Origin of the sequence: Cohnella nanjingensis, from assembly GCF_014212125.1 — a bacterium.
GTDB lineage: Bacteria > Bacillota > Bacilli > Paenibacillales > Paenibacillaceae > Cohnella > Cohnella nanjingensis.
In genome coordinates this window covers 24,074-43,759 of sequence record NZ_JACJVP010000062.1, presented here as the reverse complement: position 1 = coordinate 43,759, position 19,686 = coordinate 24,074, and the positions used below count along the sequence as shown (strand labels likewise).

The following is a 19,686-nucleotide window of genomic DNA, read 5'->3' as shown; positions in this document are numbered from 1 at the left end:
CACCATCAGGCACCACCATCAGGCACCACCATCAAGGCACCACCATCAAGCACCACGACGCACCACCATCAAGGCACCACCATCAAGCGCCACGACGCACCACGGCGAGCACCACCGACAAGCACCGCCGGACAGGTCCCGGCCGATGAATTACGGGCGACATGAAGACGAATATTCCGTACGATTATTAGGTGTATAAGCCCTGATAGCGATAATGGCCAAGACCCATTTTCATAAATAAAAGCCGACCCCTTCGTCGCCGAAGCGATCCCGGGATCAGCCGAATAGAGGATGGTCAGAGCGTGGTGATGACTTTGTCGACGATGCCGTAGTCCACGGCTTCTTCTCCGGTCATGAAGTAATCCCGGTCCATGTCCCGTTCCACGCGATCGAGAGGCTGCCCGGTACGCTCGGCGGTGATCCGATTCAGCCGCGCCCGAATATCGAGGATGCGCTTGGCGCTGATCGCGATGTCGCTCGCCTGCCCTTGGGCGCCGCCGTGCGGCTGGTGGATCATGATCTCGCTGTTCGGCAGCGCGAAGCGCTTGCCGGGCTCGCCGGCCAACAGCAGGATCGCGGCGAAGGAGGCGGCCATGCCGGTACAGATGGTCGAGACGGCGGGCTTCACGAACTGCATCGTGTCGTAGATGGCGAACCCGGCCGTCGTCTCGCCGCCCGGACTGTTAATGTACATCGAGATCTCTTTGTCCGGATCCTCCGCCGCCAGAAACAGCAGCTGGGCGATGATGCTGTTGGCGACCTGCGTGTCGATCGCCGATCCCAGGAAGACGATTCGATCCTTGAGCAGGCGGGAATAGATATCGTAAGACCGCTCGCCGCCACGCGTCTGCTCCACTACGTAAGGGACATATCCGCTCATGTTTGTTTCCTCCAATCGGGTGTTGTACTTCGCTTTCCCCTTGTAAACGAACGGAAGGCGGCGTAAGATACGAGCATAAATATTTTTCGGATCCCCGTATCCTCGGGGCGCGTTCGTTCGTTTACGGAATAAGGACCATTATCGGCATAGCCGCGCAAAGGAGAATGCGGAATGTACCAAACGGTTGTCGCCATGGCGGAACGAGCGTCCGAGCGAACGTCGGCCGCGGAGCTGGAGCGTCTGCAATACGTCGTTCAGCGGTATTGCCTGTCCTTGACGGGCTCCGGCTGGGAAGCGGAGGACTTGGCGCAGGAAGCGTGGCTGAAGGCGCTCGGCACGAAGCAGCTGCGGCATCATCCCCATCCGGAGGCGCTGCTGCTGCGGATCGCGAAGAACGCTTGGATCGACCAATCTCGCCGAAAAGCCAATTTGACCCGCATCCTCGAAGGGGAGAAGCGGGGGGATACCGCCCGCTCGGACGAAGACGGACTGGCGATCGAGAATGCGTTGCATGCGCTGACGCTGCGGCTATCGCCGTTGCAGCGGACGGTATTCCTGCTGCGGGACGTGCTCGGCTATTCGATCGCGGAGGCGGCTGAGATGCTGAAGATGACGGAAGGCGCGGTCAAGGCCGCGCACCACCGCGCGCGCCGGTCGTTGGACGCCGTGCAAGCGGACTTGGAGGCGGATTCGCTCCCTGCGCCGGAAGACGACGGACTCAAGGCGATCCTCCGCGCGATGGCGGCGGCGTATCGCTCCGGCGACGTGGCGGCGTTGATCGAGCTGGCGCAGCAGGACGTCGTCGCGCCGGCCGTTGCGATCGGTATCGTCCGGCAGCGGATGCTGAGCCGACAGGAGCCGACCGCGCGGCGCGACGGCGCGGGGCCGGTCATGCAGCTGGCAGCTTAATGTCGGATTCGCGGCCGGGACGCTCTTGCCCGTGCGCCGCTCGGAATAGAGAAAAGGATGGCCGCGCTTGGATGCGGCCATCCTTTTCTTTTTGGCGCTTCGTTGCCGTGTAACCCGAAACAATCGGGTTACGGCCCGCGAGGCGGAGCTAGCGGTTCACGCCGGAACCGTTTCCTTCAATCCCTGCTTCAAATGGTCGTATAACTTCGCCGCAGACGGCAAGAGCGGATGTTCCGAGACCCGGCTCAAGAGGCCGATCGGCAGATCGATCGCTGCGTCGCGCAGATCCGCGATCCGGGTGCCGGACGGCGGAGGCGCAAGCAAGATCCGAGGGACGAGCGCCACGCCCAGTCCGCTTGCGACATACGAAGGCAACGCTGTCATGCTGCTGACCTCCATCGTAGCGGGCTGGGCTTGGTCGGCGCGGTGAAGCAGAAATTCCAGCTTCCGGCGGTAAGGGCAATTCGAAGCGGTAATGAGCAGGCGATGGTCCGCGAGATCCGCAAGACGCACATCGGCTCTCCCGTCCAGCGGATGACGCTCGGGTACGAGCAGCGCGAACGTCTCCGTAAACAGCGGTTCGAAGAACAGATTCGCGCCCAGCTCCGGCGCCGAACAGATCGCGAAATCGAGCTCTCCGCGAAGCAAGCGCTCGCTGAGCACGGGCGTGTTCGCCACCGCGACGGAGACGTCGATCTTCGGATAGCGGGACTGGAACCGCGACAGCAGGCTGGGAAGCCGGCAGCTGGCTAACGGCTCGTTGGCGCCGATGCGGAGCTGGCCGGCTTCGCCGGCTCGAAAATCGGCGAGGCGCGAACGGAGGTCTTCAAGCTGCCGGACGACCGGGATGCTCTGTTCGTAATACCAGCGGCCGGCGTCCGTCAACGCAATCGTTTTGCCGCGCGCGAACAAAGCGACGCCCAGCTCGGACTCCAGCTTCTGAATCTGCATCGTGACGGTGGACTGCGCGTAGTTGAGGGCTTCGGCCGCGCGGTTGAAGCTGCCTAATTCGACGATGAGCTGGAACGTTTTCATCGTTCTCGGATCGATGACCGTCACCCTCTTTCGGTTATTGTTCAGTGTTTTTGAATAAAGGGTTCACGTTATTCAATTATACAAAACAAAGATGCGGATTTAAACTGGAGTTGCAACGAACGAGGAGGGGGAGAACGCTATGAATGTACGGGACAAAGTCGCCTTGGTCACCGGCGGAGGGACGGGAATCGGCAGAGCGACGAGCTTCGCGCTGGCCGAACGCGGAGCGATCGTAGCGGTGAATTATTCGCGTTCCATGGCAGAAGCGGAAGAGACGGTCCGGCTGATCGGGGAAGCGGGCGGCCGCGCGATCGCGGTGCAGGCGAATGTCGCCGAAGACCGTGAGGTTCGCGCGATGGTCGACCGGATCGCAAGCGAGTTCGGAACGGTCGATCTTCTGGTGAACAATGCGAGCATCACCCGCCATATTCCGCTGGACGATCTGGAGGCGGTGACGGCCGACGCCTGGGATGCGCTATATGACGTGAACGTGAAAGGGATGTTCTACTGCGCGCGCGCCGTCGCGCCCTATATGAAGCGAAGCAAGCAGGGCGCCATCGTGAACCTCGGCAGCATCGCGGGACAGACGGGCTACGGCTCCTCGCTGCCTTATGCCGTCTCCAAAGCCGCCGTGCATGCCTTGACCCTGTCTCTCGCCCGCGCCCTGGCGCCCGAGATTCGGGTGAACGGCGTGGCGCCCGGCGCGGTCGCCACCCGCTGGTGGGCGGGCAGGGAAGACAGCATGAACCGGCTCAGCCCTCATCTGCCGCTGCAGCGGATCGCTGCCCCGGAAGATATCGCTCGCTTCATCTGCGCCGCGCTAGAGCAGGAAGCGATGACCGGCCAGATCGTTACCGTGGACGCGGGCCAGACGCTCTGAGCATTCCACCCGCTTCGCCGGCAGCAGGGGCTTTCTCATTGCAAGCTGGAGGAGGAGCAGCAGGACCGCCACGATCCCGAGCCGCATCGCGGAAAAGAGAAATGGCGGGACATCGGCCAATCCGACCTTCATCGTCACCCATGCATATCCCCACACGAGCGTCACGAGCGCGATCCATCCGGCGTTCCGGACCATGCTATTCCACTCCTCCCGCATTCGTCCCGTCCCGTTTGGACGTTCATGGAGATCTACGCCTCTATCCTATGTCCGGACGATTCCGCGGTTGCCGGTCGGGAATGGGCAACCCGGAGGGCGCGCGATACCCGTTTACTTCGGATGGGAAATCGAGTATGCTGATGATCGTTGGAACTATTTTCATCCATTCAAACCACCCGGGAATAAGGGGTCGCAGAACAAGATGCCAGAGATTGAGACAGCCGGCTACAAATCGATCGCGCTCGATATCGCCCAGCGAATCGTCAGCGGCGAATTCCCCGTGAAGAGCAAGATCTCCGGGCGCTCGCTGCTTGCCGGTCAATACCGCGTCTCCCCCGAGACGATCCGCAAGGCGATCGGCCTGCTGAAGGACGAGAACATCGTGTCCGTGTCGCAAGGCAAGGAGATCATCATCGTCTCGGACCAGAACGCTTACGACTACATCACGCGCAACAACTACCTCAAATCCGTCTATTCCTTGAAGCAGGACCTGCAACGTTTGCTGATCCAGAAGAAGGCGATCGACCGGGAGTTCGAAGCGCTCCTCTCGAATATCGTCAACGCCTCGGACCGGCTGCTGAACCTGAAGCCGTACCATCCGGTCGAGATCAAAGTTCCCGAGCATTCGCACGTGGTCGGCAATACGATTGCGAACTTGCAATTCTGGCAGAATACGGGCGCGACGATCGTCGCTTTGCGGCGGGGGACGCAGGTGTCCATCTCGCCCGGACCCCATGTTATTTTGTTGGAGAAGGACGTGCTCGTGGTGGTCGGAGACGGCCAGGTTCAAGCCCGTACAGAACAATTCATTCAACGTCCGGAAGCCCCGCCAATCTAAGAGATTTTTCACGAGACTGCTTGCAGAAGCAGTCTTTTTTTGTTCTTTTATTCTGTTAAATACCATAATCATACATACAACTTTACTATAACTTAAAGGTTGTCAGTTGACCTCCCCTTTGTTATAGTTATCAATAACTTAGGGGTCGCAAGTTCCACACGCAGGAAATTCGTACCAAGAAGGGGTGGTTCTCTTGATTCAATTCGAGGACGTGAAGAAGACTTACGAGGATGGACGCGAAGTGCTGAAGAGCGTAAACCTGGACATTCAAGCAGGGGAAATCACGGTCTTGATCGGTCCGAGCGGTTGCGGAAAGACGACGACCATGAAGCTGATCAACCGGCTCATCGCGCCATCGGCCGGACAGATCCGGATCGACGGCCAGGACATCGCGAAGTCGGATCCGGTCGGCCTGCGCCGGAAGATCGGCTATGTCATTCAGAACATCGGGCTGTTCCCGCACATGACGATCGCGAAGAACGTCGGCGTCGTGCCGCGGCTGCTGAAATGGGACCGCGCGGCGACGGACCGCCGGGTCGACGAGCTGCTCTCGCTCGTCGGCTTGGATTCGGAGATCTACCGCAGCCGGTATCCGTCGGAGCTTAGCGGCGGACAGCAGCAGCGGATCGGCGTCATCCGGGCGCTCGCGGCCGACCCGGACATCATCCTGATGGACGAACCGTTCAGCGCGCTCGACCCGATCAGCCGCGAGCAACTGCAGAACGAGCTTATCCGGCTCCAGCAGGAACTGCGCAAGACGATCGTGTTCGTCACCCATGACATGGACGAAGCGATCAAGCTCGGGGACACGATCGTGCTCATGAAGGATGGGAACATCGTCCAGACGGGCAGACCCGAACAGATTCTGCGCCACCCGGCGAACGACTTCGTGAAGAGCTTCATCGGCAAGAAAAGGCTCGCGAACGAACATCAGCCGGATGAACTGCCGATCGTCGACGAAGTCATGGTCGAGCATCCCGCGACGGCTTCGCCGACGCGCGGACTGGCCGAAGCCGTGAAGATGATGGAAAAGCGCCGCGTCGATTCGCTGCTGATCGTAGACAAGAACAACCGGCTGCAAGGTTCGGTCTCGATCTATCGCGTGCTCGATCAGTACGGGGAAGAGAGCAAGACGGTCGCGGACGTGATGAAGCCCGTCGAGCACGTCGTGCAGACCGGGACGTCGCTCTCGGCCGCGCTCCAGATCATGAGCGAGCATCAGCTGTCCAACCTGGCCGTCGTGCGGGAGGATCGACAATTTGTCGGACTCATCACCAGAGGGACGGTCGTAAGCCACATGGCCGGCATGTATGCGTCCGAACGGCCGGGAGAATCAGACCATGTTGCGGTATGAGTGGTGGGTCGACTACGCGGATTTCTGGCGGGAGCGCTATGCGGACATCGGCACGGCGACGCTGGAGCACCTGACCATCTCCGCGACGGCGATCGTGCTGGGCGCGCTCGTCGCCATTCCGCTAGGCATGTTCCTCGCGAGCAACCGCATCAAATGGCTTCATTCGCTCATCTTTACGATCGCCAACGTCTTCCAGACGGTGCCGAGCCTCGCCCTGCTGGCGATCCTCATTCCGCTGCTCGGCATCGGCGTAAAGCCTGCGATATTCGCGCTTTTCCTCTACGCCATCCTGCCGATCCTCCGCAACACTTACGCCGGGTTCAGCTCGGTCGATCCGGCGCTGATCGAATCCGCGCGGGGCATGGGGTACGGGACCGTTCAACGGCTGCTGAGCATTCAGTTCCCGCTTGCGTTTCCCTATATCATGTCCGGCATTCGGATGACGACGGTCTACATCATCAGTTGGACGACGCTCGCGTCGCTGATCGGGGCGGGCGGCTTGGGACAGCTCATCGTCTCGGGGATCGGCGTGAACAAAGAGGAGCTTATCGTAACGGGAGCGTTGGCGGCCATCGTCCTCGCCTTGGTCGCCGACCGGCTGCTCGGCGCGCTGGAGAAGCGGTTCTCCCGCAAGGCGAAGACGACGGCCCGGGAAGTATCGACGATTTGACGGGCTGCGATGACGCTTTCGATCGAACTTATTTTTGAAGAAGATGAATTCCTTATTCCCTTATTCCCTTATTCGCATGATCTGAGGAGGAATTATGAGAAGTAGAAAATATATCGCTGTTACTGCCGTCCTGTCGTTGTCGCTAGCGCTGTCCGCGTGCGGAGGAAAAGGAGGGAGCGGAGGCGGCTCGTCGTCGACCCTGACGATCGGGACGCAGACGTATACCGAGCCGAAGATCATCGCGGAGATGTACAAGACGCTCATCGAAGACCGCACCGACATCTCGGTCAAGATCCTGCCCGATCTGGCCGCGAGCCCCATCGTCATCAAGGCGATGAAGAGCAACGAGATCCAGATGTCCACGCTGTACACCGGGGAGATCTTCAACGGGCACTTCGACATCGAGGATACGAAGGACCGCGCGGAAGTGCTGAAGCAGGCGCAGGAAGGGTTCGACAAGAACTTCGGATTCAAGTGGTTCGATCCCTACGGCTTCGAGAACACCTACGCCTTCACCGTCCGCAAGGACTTGGCCGATCAGTACGGCCTGAAGACGGTGTCGGACCTCGCGTCCCATGCCAAGGATCTGAAGCTGGGCGTAGACACGTCCTGGCTCGAACGGGACAACGACGGCTATCGGGCCTTCTCCAAGTTCTACGGCTTCAAGTTCGGCGACACGTTCCCGATGGAGATCTCGCTCGTCTATCAAGCCGTCGCCGACAAGAAGGTGGACGTCGTCCTCGCGTACACGACGGATCCCGGCATCAAGCAGTACAATCTGCAGACGCTGCAGGACGACAAGCAGTTCTTCCCGCCTTACGACGCCTCTCCGGTCATCCGCAAGGATACGCTGGAGAAGATGCCGGAATTGAACGACGTCATCGCGCTCCTAGTCGGCAAGATCGATGCGGAAGCGATGACCGCGCTGAATTATGAAGTCGACGTAAACAAGCGCGATCCGCATGAAGTGGCGCTCGAATATCTGAAGCAGATCGGCTTGATGAAATAAACCGGGGATGTGAGAACGATGAATAACGATTCGCAGGGCGTCATGGGTTGGCTGAACTATATGCAGGACCATGCCGGCTATTTGTTGAGCTTGACTTGGGGGCATCTGGTCATGGTGTTCTGCGGGCTGGGGCTTGCCTTGCTCGTCGGGATTCCGCTCGGCGTCGTATGCGCGAAGAACGAGAAGCTGGCGCCGTGGATCCTGACGACGGCCAATATCATCCAGGTGCTGCCAAGTCTGGCTCTGCTGGCGCTGGTCATGATCATGCTCGGACTGGGCTTCAAGACGATCGTGTTCAGTCTGTTCCTCTACTCGCTGCTCCCGATCATTCGCAATACGTACGTCGGGCTGAAGGAAGTGGATGCCGGCGTGAACGAAGCCGGCAAAGGCGTCGGGATGAGCGCATGGCAGCTGCTGTTCAAGGTTCAGCTCCCGCTGTCCTTGCCCTTCTTGATGGCGGGACTGCGGCTCGCCGCGGTCATCGCGATCGGCGTGGCGACGCTCGCGCCGCTCATCGGGGGAGAGGGGCTCGGCCGGGAGATCTACGCCGGATTGAATCTGCGGAACAACCTGAAGATCTATGCGGGCGCGATCCCGGCCGCCTTGCTCGCCATTCTGGCGGACATCGTGCTTGGCAAGCTGCAGGATAAGCTGAAGCAAGGCCGCCGACAAGCCAAAGTCTAGGGATATAGGAGCGTTCTACGTCGTGAGCTTGAACAAGGAACGAAACCCGCCGTACCAACTGTACTTCAGTCATACTTGGCATCATGACGGGGCTTCTGCGGATATTCGCGCGCTCCTCGGCGGGCAGAGCGGCTTCCGGTTCGTCGGCGCGCTGGCGAGCGGCGAAGATCCGCTCTGCGCGCCCGGCCGCGAGCGCGAGCTCTACGAGTCGATCCGGCGGAAGATGAAGCATTGCCACGCGGTCTTGCTCCTATGCGGCGTCTACCCGCTGTACAGCAAGTGGATCAACAAAGAGATCATCGCCTGCAAGGAAGAGGTGAACAAGCCGCTCATCGCGGTGGAGCGCTTCGAGCCGGCGATGACGTCGATGATCGTCCGGCAGAACGCGGACGCGATCGTGGGGTGGAATGCGGCGGATATCGTAAAGGCCGTAAAGGATCTGGTTAAAATCCATTAACGCAGGCTTCGAGTCGACGCTTCGGCGGTTGTCGGGAAGGAGGATTTCCCCTGGTCTGGGAGGACCGGAAGGGGGTCCTCCTTCTTTTGCTGCATGAAATGAATTCGCGTTTATATTACAATAGATGATTCAACGAAGAGAACGCAGACAGCAAGGGGAGACATCAGGTATGGACGCACGGATACAGGAACCGGTTCCGCAGAAGCAAAAACCGAAAAACAAATCCGAAAAGGGAATGCGGGGGAAACGGCGCCGCATTCCGCGATGGGTAGGCTGGCTTGCGTTAGGGGTGCTGCTCACGTCGGCAGTCGCCGTCGCGTCGGCGATCTATTGGATTCGATCGCTAGATATCGACAAGCTGGCCATGCCCGTGAAGTCGCCGACGCTCATGATGGACCGCAGCGGCCAAACGGCTTCTAGAATTACGTCCGCCAAGACGGATCCGGTCGCGCTCGATCAGATTCCGGAGGCGATGAGGGAAGCGATCGTGGCCGTCGAAGACAAGCGGTTCTATGAACATACCGGCGTCGACGCGTTCGGCATCTTCCGGGCCGCTTTTCGCAATGCGAGAGAAGGCGGGAACGCGGAGGGAGGAAGTACGATCACGCAGCAGCTCGCGAAGAACGTCTTCCTCTCCGGCGAGAAGACGTTGAAGCGCAAGCTGACGGAAGCGACTTACGCATGGAAGATCGAATCTTCGTATAGCAAAGATCAGATTCTGGAGATGTATCTTAATCAAATCTATTTCGGCGAAGGCCAATGGGGTATTCGGCGAGCGGCCAACCGGTACTTCGGCAAAGAACCGAAGGAGCTGACGCTAGCCGAGAGCGCGCTGTTGGCCGCGCTGCCCAAGGCGCCCAGCCGTTACTCCCCTTATCGGAACAAGGAGCTGGCGTTGGAGCGGCGCAATCTCGTGCTGAAGCTGATGAAGGATGAGGCGTTCATCTCGAACGCCGAATACGAAGGGGCTTTGGCGGAGCCGCTGCGCGTGCTGGGGCAGAAGCCGAAGGGCGACGGCCTGCTGGGCAAATACCCCTCTTATGTCGACGCGGTTATCGACGAGGCGATTCAAAAATACGGCTTTACCGAACGCCAGTTGCTCGCCGGCGACTTGAAGATCTACACGCAGCTGGACCCGACCGTGCAGGAAGCGATGGAAACGGCTTATGCCGATGACTCGCTATTCCCGCCGAGCGCAGCCGATCGGCAGGTGCAGAGCGGCGCCGTCTTGATCGATCCGTCGACGGGCGGCGTGCGGGGTCTCGTGGGACAGCGCGGGGAGCACGTCTATCGCGGGTTCAACCACGCGACGCAGCTGGAGCGTCAGCCGGGTTCGATCTTCAAGCCGCTCATGGTGTATGCCCCTGCCTTGGAAAAAGGCTATACCCCTTCGTCCATGCTGTACGACGGTCCCCTGAATCTGAACGGGTATCAACCCCAGGACTGGGACCACCGGACGCGCGGGCAAGTATCCCTGCGCGAAGCCGTGATTCACTCCTGGAACATCCCGCCCGTATGGCTGCTGAACGAGATCGGCCTGGAGACCGGCAAGACGTTCGTGCAGCGGCTGGGCGTGCCGCTCGACGAAGCGGATCGGAATCTCGGTCTAGCGTTGGGCGGTCTCACCAGAGGCGTGTCGCCGCTGCAGATGGCGCAGGCTTATAGCGTCTTCCCGAATCTCGGGACGCTCGCGCCGGCGCATCTGATCGTGAAGATCACGGGCCCGAACGGGGAGACGCTGGCCGAAGCCGAGCCGCAAGCCGAGGCTGTCCTATCGCCGGAGAACGCCTATACGATGACGGAGCTGCTCATGGATGTCGTCCAAGAAGGGACCGGCAAGAAGGCGGCCATGGACCGGCCGACGGCAGGCAAGACGGGGACGACGCAATTGCCGGACACGGCGGCGTTCCGCAGCATCTCGGGCGGGGCGAAGGACGCATGGTTCGCCGGCTATACCCCCGAGCTAGCCGGCGCAGTCTGGATGGGGTACGACGAGACGGATGCCGGGCATTATCTGACGACCTCCGGCGGGCAGTATCCCGCGATGCTGTTCAAAGAGATGATGAACCTGGCGTTGAAGGACGTGCCGGCGACCGCGTTCCAGCGACCCGATTCCCAAAAGGACGGGAACCAGGGCATATCACCCGGTCGGAAGAACGGCAAGGACGACGGCAAGGCGTCGAAAAAAGACAAAGACCGGGAAAAGGAAGAGCGCAAACGCCAAAAGGCGCAGGAAAAGGCGGACAAGCAGCGCGAGAAGGAGGAAATACGAAAGGCGAAGCAGGACGGTAAAAACCTCGGCCGGGACAATAACCGGGATTAGCGCGGCTTGCCCGTATCGGGTTCCATAAAAGTTAGAACTGCCAGGAAACCCGGAAGTCCGGTATCATGGGATTCATCAAGGACGAAGGCGGGATTCGATGACGGCGGCCAAATGGATCGGGACGGCGGCGTTCGCGGTATTCATCTCTTCGTTGGCGAGCGCGCTCCTCCTATCGCTTTTCTTTTTCGACAACCTCGCCGCGATATTCATCGTCGTGCTCTATTGCTTCGTCGGCACAGCCGCGTTCGGCGCGCCGGTCTCGCTGCTGATCTTCTTCGCGGTCCGGACCGATCGTACGTGGGGGATAATGCTGCGCTTCGGGCTGCACTTGGCCGCGGGCTTTGTTCCCCTGTACCTCCTGAGCGGGAGTGACGGGACGATCTTTGCGATTTCCGGTTTGGTTAATGCCATTAATTACTATGTCGTATTTGTCCTGTTGCGAAAATGTTGGAAAAATATTGAATGACGAGACGCCCGTTGGAGATTTCGGGGACTAGCTGCAGTTTGGTTCGTGCAAAAGCGAGGCTTCGAGAGAGTCCCGGACTGGCGCTTCTCCGTCGCGGCGCCGCCGGGCGAATAGACCAACGGCTCCAGGGAGCAAGCCAAAAAAGACCGTTAGCCGGCGCCGGCTAACGGTCTTTTGCTGTCCGTCTCGTCGGCTATGAACTTCACGAGGAAATCCCGGAACGCCTCCGCGGCCTTGGACATGTAATGCCGTTCGTGCCAAGCCAATTGGAACGAGCCTTGGCAGACGGGATCGCTGATGCGCAGCATCGACAGCGAAGGCGGCGGGTCGGTCCGGTCCCGATTGCAGGCGCCCGCGAATCCGATGCCGAGTCCGGCGCGGATGAGGCTCGTCTTGGCGGCCGGCTCGCTCACCTCGCAAGCGTACTTGGGGACCATGCCCGCCTGTCGGAACAGCGCGTCGTCCCGCTGCCGGAACGGATTGTCCTCCGTATACCCGATGAAAGGTTCGCCGGCCGTCTCGGCCAACGCGATGCCGGGGCGATCCGCCCAGCGATGCCCGGCGGGTACGGCCAAGCAGACCTCCTCCCGCAGTACGGGCAGCTCGCGGATTCCCGGCCGGTTGAACGGGAGCGAGGAGAAGCCGAAGTCCGCCTCGCCGCTCTCCAGCAACCGGACCATCTCCTCCGTCGGGACTTGCGTCACGCGCAAGCTCACTTCGGGATACAGCTCGCGATAGGCGGTCAGCGCCGCGGACAGCCGGTTCAAGGTCGGTGTCGCGATATGCAGTCTCCCCCGGGTGATGCCCGCGAGATCGGTCAGCTCCCGGCGCCCTTCTTCCAGCGCGGATAGCGCCGTCTCCGTGCGCGCGAGGAAGGCCCGCCCGAAGGCGTTGAGCCTGATCTGGCGGCCTTGGCGATCGAACAGCGGGACGCCCAAGTCCTCCTCTAGCCTGGCGATCGTCTTGCTGAGCGCGGGCTGCGCGATTCGAAGCGCCTGTGCGGCTTGGGTCATATGCTCGAGTCTGGCGACCGTACGGAAATATTGCAGCTGCAGCAATTCCATCCTCGTTCCTCCATTCATATACCGTATGGAATGTATGATATGGTTCAAGATCTATTTTTTATTATTAATCAAACCTTATACAATACGGCTAAGGCAGTCAAATAGGGGGAGTTAGAATGAGAGCAGCCGGATTCGATCGTTACGGTCCGCCTGACGTTCTTGAACTGATGGAAGTGAAGACCCCGCAGGCCGGGGCGGGAGAAGTACGGGTCCGCGTGAAGACGGCCGGCGTGCAGCCGGCGGATTGCTCGGTTCGGAAGGGATGGATGCCGCCGGGCGCGACGGTGACGCTACCGCACGTGCCGGGCAACGAATTCGCAGGCGTCATCGACCAGGTGGGACCGGACGTCGCGGCTTGGAAAGTCGGCGCCGAGGTGCTGGGCTATCGGATGCAATACGCGTATGCCGAGTATGTCGTGGCTCCGGCCGACCAGATCGTCGCCAAACCGCCCGGCATGCCGTGGGAGGTCGCGGGCAGCCTCTCGGCTTCCGGACAGACCGCGCATACGGCGATGGACGAGCTGCGGATCGGCCCGGGAGACACCGTGCTGATCAACGGCGCGGCGGGCGGCGTCGGGACGGTGGCGGTGCAATTGGCGAAGCGGCTCGGCGCGACCGTCATCGGCACGGCGAGCGCGGCGAACCAGGACTATCTGCGTTCGCTCGGGGCGATCCCGGTCGTCTACGGAGACGGACTGGAGGCGCGCGTCCGGGCGCTAGCCCCGAACGGCATCGACTCCGCGTTCGATACGGCTGGAGGCGAGGGGCTGCGGGCGGCTGCGGCGATGGTGCGGGATCCGAACCGCGTCGGCACGATCGCCGGGTTCGACCTGACGGAAGAGCTGGGCATCCGCGCCATCCGCAGCCAACGCTCCGGGAAGCGCCTCGCGGCATTGGCCGATCTCTACGAGCGGGGGGCGCTTCGGATTCATGTCCGCTCGATCTATCCGCTGGACCGGGCCGCCGAAGCGCATCGGGAAGTCGAAGTCGGGCACGGACAAGGAAAGGTCGTGTTGCGGGTCGACGATCGCAAGGATTGAACTTCCCCTCGAACGGACGCATGCCCGCTCCGGGTCTGCCGGTCTGCGCGCGTTCTAAGCCGATCCGAATAAATCCGGCGCGGGGTATCGCTTCGGAACGCGATCCTTCGTATAATAAAGGAGATCGAATGTTCCCATGGCGGTGATGCGGTGAAGCTGGAGCGACTTATCTCGATTACATATGCGCTGTTGAATCAGGAAGTGGTATCCGCGACGGAGCTGGCGGAGAAGTACCAAGTCTCGCCGCGGACGATCTACCGCGATATCGAAGCGATCGGCGCGGCCGGCATTCCGGTCGTCTCCTATCAAGGCGTGAACGGCGGATTCGGCATCATCAAGGAATACAAGATGGATCGCAGCTTGCTGGGCGCCGATGACGTGAACAGCCTCATCACCTTGCTTCACAGCACGGCCACCGTGTTCAAGGACGACCGGGCGGAGGATACGCTGCACCGGCTGCGCACCGTCCAACCCGTAGAACGGATACCTAGCCTGAACCTGGACTTGGGCAGCTGGCGCATGAACAATGCGCTCCTCCACGAGCTTCGGACGGCGATTACGGACAGGCGCGTCGTGCGCTTCGGGTACATTAACGCGAAGAATGCCCACGTCGAACGCGTCGTTGAGCCCTTCAATCTGCAGTTCAAGTACTACTCCTGGTACTTGCACGGCTATTGCAGGACGCGCGAGGATTATCGCGTGTTCAAGCTATCGCGAATGACGAACCTGATGACGACGGAGGAGGAGGTCTGCCGCAGCCACGCGCCTCCGGCGATGAACGTCGGAGCGGATCTGAGGCGCGGGCGCGACATGACGGGCGCGGTGATCCGGTTCGATGCGAGCGCCGTCGCGACGGCGCTCGATTGCTTCTACGCGGAGGAGAGACGCTTCGACGAAGCGGGATCGCTGACGATTCGGATCGTGAATCCGACGGACGTCGACTGGCTCGTGTCCACGGTGCTCAGCTTCGGCGGGGATGCCTACGTTGAAGAACCGGCATGGATGAGACAGGAGATTCGGGACAAGATCGAAAAATTGCGCGCGCGATATGAAGAAGTATGACAGCCAGCTGTCATACTTCTTTTTTTATAATGAGAGCATTCGTTCGTATGAGAGGGGCAGAATCATGACAATGATTTTCCATCATCACATTCTCGAGGAACAGGTGCGCGCGCATCGGCGCGAGATCGAGATCTGGAACAGGGAAGCTTGGAAGTGGATGCCTGGTAGGACGGGGAAGAATGCGTCCGCACGCGGCGGACGGTTGACGCTCGCCATGTGGCTGGGACGAATGTTTTAGCGAATTTTTAACAGGAAAAAATGCCGCGCAGCGAATCTAACTCCAGGCAAGATTACGGCGTTGGAGGTTGGAAGCATTGAGCAAGTGGCTTTCTCGGTTCAAGTCAGGCTGGTCGCGGATCTGGCGCGCGCCCAAGCGTATTATCGGGACGTCTTAGGCTGCGAGGTGACGGATTGGTGGGCGGTACGGGACGACTTCGCGCTCGGGTTCAAGTTGATGCAGGCCGATCGGCCGGAGGACGTCTCTCCGAATCGGCCGGGCAAGGGGCAGAGCGTGCCGTGGGATACTTATGCCTATGTCGATACGCATAGCGAGCTGGATGCGCTCTACCGGACGCTGGCGGAGAGGGGGGCTAGGATTATTCAGACGCCTAGCGTCACCGAAGCCGATTGGGGCGTTTGGAAGGAATTCGCGATCGCGGATCCCGACGGCTACGCCATCGCGTTCGGTTCGGGGAAAAAGGAATAGCGGACGCCGAGTGCGGCGCAAAGCGTCTCTTCCCCGTGCAGCGGGGAGGAGACGCTTTTTTTCGATCCGCGAATGCGTTCGCGCCGGTCCTGTCTCGCCGACCCGGCTCAAGCTTCCGCTTTAGGCTTTGATGTCCCGCATGAACGATGCGCAAGCGAAAATGCGCATGAACCTGTCTGACAGCTTGCACGTCTTAGCGGCGTGCTATGGATCGAGAGCGGTCTGTCGGAGCGGCAAACAGGTTGATGCGGAGCGTCGTGCCTCTCGCGGGCGCGGCGCTTCATTCGTCTTCGAACGGCATCCAGCCCGGGATGCTGCGGAGGAGCCGCCACATCGGTTCGGGGATGCCGAGACGCTCCCGGTCGGACGCCGTTAAGGACGTCCGGATCTCTCCGCTGCGTCCATCGCGGACTTTGTTCGCCCAATCCGGCTCCAGGAGCAGCTCGCGGCCGAGCGCCAGGAGCGGGATGCCGATCTCCATCGCGCCCTGCGCATCCTCGGCCGTGCGAACGGCGCCGACGCCGATGAGCGGCACCCGTTGGCCGACGCGCTCCTGCAGAATGGCGAGTCGGGATCGGCCGTCCCCCGAGCCGCTGCGCGGCGGATTCCGGAAGTCCATCAAGGAAACGTGCAGATAATCGAGGCCGCGGGCGGCGAGTTCGTCCGCGAACGCCAGCGCGTCGTCCATCGTGATGCCGGGCGTCTCCCGCTCCTCCGGGGAGAGGCGGAAGCCGACGATGAACGGCTTGTTCGCGCGTTCCCGAACGACGCGCTTCACCTCGTCGACGACCGACAGCCCGAAGGTCATGCGCCGCTCCAACGTTCCGCCGAACCGATCCTGACGCCGATTCGCATGGGGCGAGAAAAATTGATGCGTCAGATTGCCGTTCGCGCCGTGAATCTCCACGCCGTCGAAGCCTGCCGAGATCGCCCGGCGCGCGGCTGCGCCGAAAGCGCGGATGATTCCTTCGATCTCCTCTTCCTCCAGCGGACGGGGCGTTTCGGCGCCCTCCCGCGTCTCGGGTATGGCGCTAGGGGCTACCAGGTCTCCCGTTCTCGTGGCTTGGCGTCCGCTGTGGAACAACTGAAGCACCGCTTTGGCGCCTCGATCTTGAATGGCGGCGGCGAGCCGGCGCAGCCCGGGGATCTTGTCGTCGTCATCGGCGCCGGGACCGCCCGGCAATCCGCCGTTCGGGAGTACCCAAGTAGCGGCGGTGATGACCATGCCGGGTCCCGCAGCACGGAGGGCGTAGTAATCGAGCTCGGCGTCCGAGATCGTACCGTCGGCATGGGAGGACAGATGCGTCATCGGCGCCATGACGATCCGGTTGTCGAGCTTCAGGCCGCCAGGCAATTCATAAGGTTGGAGCAGTGTTTGCGCGTTGTGTCTCATATCCGGTTATCTCCTTTTCTCTGCTCCGATATCTGGATCGGAGGGGGTAGTTGTCATTATAGAACGGGGAAAAGGAAGAAGTAAGAACGCAAAAGCGTTGGACTAGGTCCAGTCGGTTGGACCTACCCGCCGGGAAAATCGGCCTTTGCGGCTGTCTTTTTCTAAGAAGTTTTGTCGAATGTATTGAAAAACCTATATGAATATATTAAATATATCGTGACGGGGCAGTTATCGCCTCGCCCGCAGTTGGAACGGGAGGAGGGAGTTCGGGAAGCTTTCCGCGGGGACGCGGGTAGGAGATCGCTCACGTATCAGAGAGTATAAGTTTCACCCCTACTTTGCTGATATGTCTCCGATAAAAACGTGTTGCCCTCTTCCGAGAAGACGGCAAAGTCGTTTTTACTTGGGCCGTATCAACCAAATGAGAGACGAGGAGTGTATCGCATGATACGAAAAGGGTTGGCAGCGGGATTGGCGCTGCTCTGCGCATTATCCTTCTCCGTCGGCGCTTCGGCTGCCGAAGACGTTCAGGCGGCGAAGAAGCCGAAGGAGACGATCAACTGGCCGGAAAAGCAAGCGCTTCCAAGCTTCGCTAAGGCGAAGCGGCTGGATGTCGCGGACATCGTGGACGCTCCCGGGGATGTGAAGCTGCTGCTCGCCACCTTGCAGGGCGTCGTGAACCGGACGGAGCCGCGCATCTACTTGCTGGAGAGCGAGGAAGAAGGCAAGACGACCTGGCTCAACAACCTGGATGTTCCTTATCAGCTGCATGCCGACGCTTGGGAACTCGTTCACGCCTACAAGGGCGAAGTGAAGGGCATCGTCGTCTACGACCCGCACGTCCCGGACTCCATCAACGTGGCGACGACGCTGGCCGGCTTGAAGGACGCCGTCGTCGCGAGCCCCGCGCTCGCGGAGCGCTTGAAGGAAGCACCCTATAGCCTGAAAGTGCTCGACGATCTGCGGGGCAAGTTCAAAGACCGGCTCGACGCCTATACGTGGCAATACGAGAATCTCTGGTCTCAGACGACGCACCGGATGCTCGTCGGCCTAAGTCCGGACACGTCGATCAAGCTGCCGCCGGGCATGCCGGAATCGTTCCGGACGATCGCCGAAGAGAAGACGCAGGAGCGGGACGGCAAGAACAAGATGACTTACGAATTGGACTTGACCGACTTCCTGGGCAAAGACGCCGTCTATCTTCGCTTCGACGACGCCTTCCCGCAGGACGGCTGGGGTCCGGCCGTTCACGAGGTGACGGTGCAGGCGGACGGCGCGACGATCGCGCAGTTCATCCCGGGCACGCCCGAAGAGGAGCCCTTCCTCTACGACCGCCAGAGCTCTCAGGTGTCGAGCGGCCAAGGCGGACATCGCTTCGCGGACAACGGACGGTACTTCGTCTATAAGTTCGTTCCGCCTGCCGGCACCAAGAAGCTGACCGCGTCCGTCAATATGTGGAACCAGTACAAAGTCTCGGCCGGCAACGTCGAGCCGCCTTCCTCCGAGCAGAAGGAGCCTTACGGCTACCTCCGCGACTATGCCGTCGCGAATCGGGCCATGGTCTTCTGGTTGGACGCGAACGTGCCGGCGCAGAAGGCGCTCTTCGAGAAGATCCTCTCCGACGTCAAGCCGGGCACTCCGTATCTGGGCTGGTTCAGCAATGACGTCGAAGGGGAGTTCAGCTCGGTCGAGATCACGTCGAATCACGGCGTCTACGTGCTGGCGGCGGACTGGTTCAGCAACCTGACCGTCTTCTCGGGAACGAAGGCCGAAGAGGCGAAGAACCGCCCGTCCCCGAAGCCGAAGCTGGCGAACAAGATCTACGTGACCTTCACCTTCAGCGAGGGCGACAACTTCCAGTACAATCAGCACCGGATGCGCAACCTCTGGGATGATTCGAACCGCGGCAAGGTGCCGATCAACTGGACCTCGAGCCCGCTGCTGTACGACGGGGCGCCGGCCATGCTGGGATACTACCAGCAGACGGCGACGGCGAACGATCAGCTCATCGCGGGACCGTCGGGCGCCGGATACTTCTACCCGGAAGCGTGGCCCGAAGCCTCCTTCGCGGACTTCCTGAAGTCGAGCTACAAGTATCTGGAGAAGACCGGCATGACCGTGCCTTACGTGCTCAACCGCGTGGATGGCGATAACGTGCCGCTCAGCGCCTCGAAGGCCGCCGCCTATGCGCGCGAATATCATGCGCCTGGGCTGTTCCTCAGCTGGGAGGGCCGTTACGGCGTCGAGATCGCCGGCGGCAATCTCCCGATCTCGACGATCCAAGGCATCAGCACGGCCGAGGACGGCAAGAAGATTCTGGCCGACGCCCGGGCGGGCTGGGACGGGAAGTCGCCGCTGTTCGTCTCACTCGGCCTGCTCGCCTGGAACATGACCCCATCGGACGTCGCCGCGATCGCCGATACGCTCGGTCCGGACTATCAAGTCGTCTTGGCCGACGCCTATTTCTCGCTGATCCGCCAAGCCAACGGCATTCGTTAGCTTCCGCATGCCCCATCCGCGCCAACAAACGACTCTCAAGAACCTCCGGCCGTCCGCCGGAGGTTCTTGGCGTGCGCGGCGATCTTCATGGACGCGGTTAGCCGGGTCCTCTATAATCGGGGATATCTAGAATAGGGGAATGGCAAGATCGGGTACGACCGCCAGATTGGGAGCAGGATCAGGTCAGCGCCAAAGTGCGCG

General features: G+C 60.9%; 20 protein-coding genes. 15 read left to right on the top strand and 5 right to left on the bottom strand.

Annotation, left to right across the window (positions count from 1 at the left end):
• Window positions 1-295: 295 nt before the first annotated feature.
• Window positions 296-880: an ATP-dependent Clp protease proteolytic subunit gene (locus H7C19_RS31185; RefSeq protein WP_185672987.1), complete on the bottom strand. Its 585-nt coding sequence runs from the start codon at window positions 878-880 to the stop codon at window positions 296-298.
• A 171-nt stretch (window positions 881-1,051) separates the two neighbouring features.
• Between H7C19_RS31185 and H7C19_RS31180 the strand changes: the two genes are divergently transcribed.
• A complete protein-coding gene (locus tag H7C19_RS31180) occupies window positions 1,052-1,789 on the top strand; it encodes an RNA polymerase sigma factor (RefSeq protein ID WP_246470124.1) in 738 nt (245 codons plus the stop codon).
• Between the two features lie 156 nt (window positions 1,790-1,945).
• Here the strand turns inward: H7C19_RS31180 and H7C19_RS31175 are convergent, their stop codons facing one another.
• Complete coding sequence (locus H7C19_RS31175) at window positions 1,946-2,839, bottom strand: LysR family transcriptional regulator (protein ID WP_185672994.1); 894 nt, start codon at window positions 2,837-2,839, stop codon at window positions 1,946-1,948.
• A 124-nt stretch (window positions 2,840-2,963) separates the two neighbouring features.
• Between H7C19_RS31175 and H7C19_RS31170 the strand changes: the two genes are divergently transcribed.
• Window positions 2,964-3,704: an SDR family NAD(P)-dependent oxidoreductase gene (locus tag H7C19_RS31170; RefSeq protein WP_185672986.1), complete on the top strand. Its 741-nt coding sequence runs from the start codon at window positions 2,964-2,966 to the stop codon at window positions 3,702-3,704.
• Here the strand turns inward: H7C19_RS31170 and H7C19_RS31165 are convergent.
• The gene (locus H7C19_RS31165) at window positions 3,645-3,899 is read right to left on the bottom strand and encodes an EamA family transporter (protein ID WP_185672985.1); all 255 of its coding nucleotides are present in this window, start codon (window positions 3,897-3,899) and stop codon (window positions 3,645-3,647) included. The genes H7C19_RS31170 and H7C19_RS31165 overlap by 60 nt on opposite strands.
• 223 nt (window positions 3,900-4,122) lie before the next feature.
• On the opposite strand from H7C19_RS31165, the gene H7C19_RS31160 reads away from it, so the two are divergent.
• From H7C19_RS31160 to H7C19_RS31125, 8 genes are all read left to right on the top strand, one after another.
• Entirely contained in the window at window positions 4,123-4,758 is a 636-nt protein-coding gene (locus tag H7C19_RS31160; protein ID WP_185672984.1) for a TrkA C-terminal domain-containing protein, read from the top strand.
• 193 nt (window positions 4,759-4,951) lie between these two features.
• Window positions 4,952-6,112, top strand: a complete 1,161-nt coding sequence (locus H7C19_RS31155; protein WP_185672983.1) for an ABC transporter ATP-binding protein — start codon at window positions 4,952-4,954, stop codon at window positions 6,110-6,112.
• Window positions 6,099-6,782 carry an ABC transporter permease gene (locus H7C19_RS31150; protein ID WP_185672982.1) on the top strand — a complete coding sequence of 228 codons (684 nt, stop codon included), beginning with the start codon at window positions 6,099-6,101 and terminating at the stop codon, window positions 6,780-6,782. The genes H7C19_RS31155 and H7C19_RS31150 overlap by 14 nt, the downstream gene beginning before the upstream one ends.
• 94 nt (window positions 6,783-6,876) lie before the next feature.
• Entirely contained in the window at window positions 6,877-7,791 is a 915-nt protein-coding gene (locus H7C19_RS31145; RefSeq protein ID WP_185672981.1) for a glycine betaine ABC transporter substrate-binding protein, read from the top strand.
• A gap of 18 nt (window positions 7,792-7,809) precedes the next feature.
• A complete protein-coding gene (locus tag H7C19_RS31140; protein ID WP_246470123.1) occupies window positions 7,810-8,475 on the top strand; it encodes an ABC transporter permease in 666 nt (221 codons plus the stop codon).
• A gap of 22 nt (window positions 8,476-8,497) precedes the next feature.
• Window positions 8,498-8,932: a TIR domain-containing protein gene (locus H7C19_RS31135; protein ID WP_185672980.1), complete on the top strand. Its 435-nt coding sequence runs from the start codon at window positions 8,498-8,500 to the stop codon at window positions 8,930-8,932.
• A 235-nt stretch (window positions 8,933-9,167) separates the two neighbouring features.
• Window positions 9,168-11,255: a PBP1A family penicillin-binding protein gene (locus H7C19_RS31130; protein WP_221469576.1), complete on the top strand. Its 2,088-nt coding sequence runs from the start codon at window positions 9,168-9,170 to the stop codon at window positions 11,253-11,255.
• A gap of 97 nt (window positions 11,256-11,352) precedes the next feature.
• The gene (locus tag H7C19_RS31125; protein WP_185672978.1) at window positions 11,353-11,721 is read left to right on the top strand and encodes a hypothetical protein; all 369 of its coding nucleotides are present in this window, start codon (window positions 11,353-11,355) and stop codon (window positions 11,719-11,721) included.
• A gap of 149 nt (window positions 11,722-11,870) precedes the next feature.
• On the opposite strand, the gene H7C19_RS31120 is transcribed toward H7C19_RS31125, so the two are convergent.
• Complete coding sequence (locus H7C19_RS31120) at window positions 11,871-12,785, bottom strand: LysR family transcriptional regulator (protein ID WP_185672977.1); 915 nt, start codon at window positions 12,783-12,785, stop codon at window positions 11,871-11,873.
• Window positions 12,786-12,901: 116 nt separating this feature from the next.
• On the opposite strand from H7C19_RS31120, the gene H7C19_RS31115 reads away from it, so the two are divergent.
• The 4 genes from H7C19_RS31115 (at window position 12,902) to H7C19_RS31100 (ending at window position 15,593) form a co-directional block, all read left to right on the top strand.
• Window positions 12,902-13,825: an NADP-dependent oxidoreductase gene (locus H7C19_RS31115; RefSeq protein ID WP_185672976.1), complete on the top strand. Its 924-nt coding sequence runs from the start codon at window positions 12,902-12,904 to the stop codon at window positions 13,823-13,825.
• 150 nt (window positions 13,826-13,975) lie between these two features.
• Window positions 13,976-14,887 (top strand): helix-turn-helix transcriptional regulator, encoded by a 912-nt coding sequence (locus H7C19_RS31110; RefSeq protein ID WP_185672975.1) that lies wholly within the window; start codon window positions 13,976-13,978, stop codon window positions 14,885-14,887.
• Between the two features lie 64 nt (window positions 14,888-14,951).
• A complete protein-coding gene (locus H7C19_RS31105) occupies window positions 14,952-15,125 on the top strand; it encodes a hypothetical protein (RefSeq protein ID WP_185672974.1) in 174 nt (57 codons plus the stop codon).
• Window positions 15,126-15,185: 60 nt separating this feature from the next.
• Complete coding sequence (locus tag H7C19_RS31100; protein WP_221469575.1) at window positions 15,186-15,593, top strand: VOC family protein; 408 nt, start codon at window positions 15,186-15,188, stop codon at window positions 15,591-15,593.
• Window positions 15,594-15,873: 280 nt separating this feature from the next.
• On the opposite strand, the gene H7C19_RS31095 is transcribed toward H7C19_RS31100, so the two are convergent.
• The gene (locus H7C19_RS31095; protein ID WP_185672973.1) at window positions 15,874-16,986 is read right to left on the bottom strand and encodes an oxidoreductase; all 1,113 of its coding nucleotides are present in this window, start codon (window positions 16,984-16,986) and stop codon (window positions 15,874-15,876) included.
• Window positions 16,987-17,430: 444 nt separating this feature from the next.
• Between H7C19_RS31095 and H7C19_RS31090 the strand changes: the two genes are divergently transcribed.
• A complete protein-coding gene (locus H7C19_RS31090) occupies window positions 17,431-19,485 on the top strand; it encodes a GxGYxYP domain-containing protein (RefSeq protein ID WP_185672972.1) in 2,055 nt (684 codons plus the stop codon).
• Window positions 19,486-19,686: the final 201 nt, after the last annotated feature.